This is a genomic window from Roseisolibacter sp. H3M3-2 (assembly GCF_029211165.1).
In the GTDB taxonomy this organism is placed as follows: Bacteria; Gemmatimonadota; Gemmatimonadetes; order Gemmatimonadales; family Gemmatimonadaceae; genus Roseisolibacter.
On the sequence record NZ_JARGEK010000695.1, the window covers coordinates 1 to 992 of the forward strand.

A 992-nucleotide genomic window follows, 5' to 3' on the forward strand; every position below is an offset into this window, starting at 1 on the left:
CGCTCGACGCGCGCGCGGGGGTGCGCCGCCGCCTCGACCGCGACGAGGCGATGCCGATCGCGACCGCCGGCGCCGGGCTGGCGTTCCGCGGCGTCACGGTGGACTACGCGCACCAGGGCTACCGCGCGCTCGGCGCGACGCACCGCCTCGGCGTGCGGTGGGCGCGGTGACGACGCCGACCGCGCGCTCGCGGCCTCGGCGCCGGCGCGCGCGGCTGGCGCTCGGGCTGCTGGCCGGGCTGCTGCTCCTCTCCCTCACGCCCACCGGCTGCTACCTGACGCGCGCCGGCTACGAGCAGGGGCGCATCCTCGCGCGGCGGCGCCCTATCGACCGGCTGGTGGCGCGGGGCGGGGTGGACGAGGCGACGCGCGCGAAGCTCCGCCTCGTGCTCGACGTGCGCCAGTTCGCCGTCGACTCGCTGGGGCTGGACGCGGGGCGCGCCTTCACGCGCTACACGGACCTCGGGCGCGACACGCTCGTGCTGGTGCTCTCGGCCGCGCCGCGCGACCGGCTGGAGGCGTTCACCTGGTGGTTCCCGATCGTCGGGAGCGTGCCGTACAAGGGGTTCTTCGACTTCGGGCGGGCGCGGCGCGAGGCGCGCGGGCTGGCGCGCCGCGGCTACGACGTCTACCTGCGCCCGTCGTCCGCCTACTCCACGCTCGGCTTCTTCGACGACCCGCTGCTGAACACGACGCTGGCCGAGGACTCGGTGGACCTGGCCAACACGGTCGTGCACGAGCTGACGCACACGACGTACTACGCGGCGGGGCAGGCGGTGTTCAACGAGTCGTTCGCCAGCTTCGTGGGCGCGTACGGGAGCGAGCGCTTCTTCCGCGCGCGCGGCGACACGGCCTCCGCGCGCCGCGCGCGCGAGCGGTGGGCGGACGACCGGCTGCTGGGCGAGTTCTGGCGCGGGCTGGCGGCGTCGGTGGACTCGGCGTTCGCGCGGCGGCCGGGGCGCGCGGGAGCGGACAGCGCGGCCCGCGTGGCGG

Annotated in this window: 1 protein-coding gene; it reads left to right on the forward strand. The window is 77.1% G+C overall.

The genetic code is table 11. From position 1 onward, the window contains the following. Nucleotides 1-166: 166 nt before the first annotated feature. A partial coding sequence (locus PYV61_RS25790) for an aminopeptidase (RefSeq protein ID WP_275836752.1) occupies nt 167-992 on the forward strand: 826 nt, incomplete at its 3' end.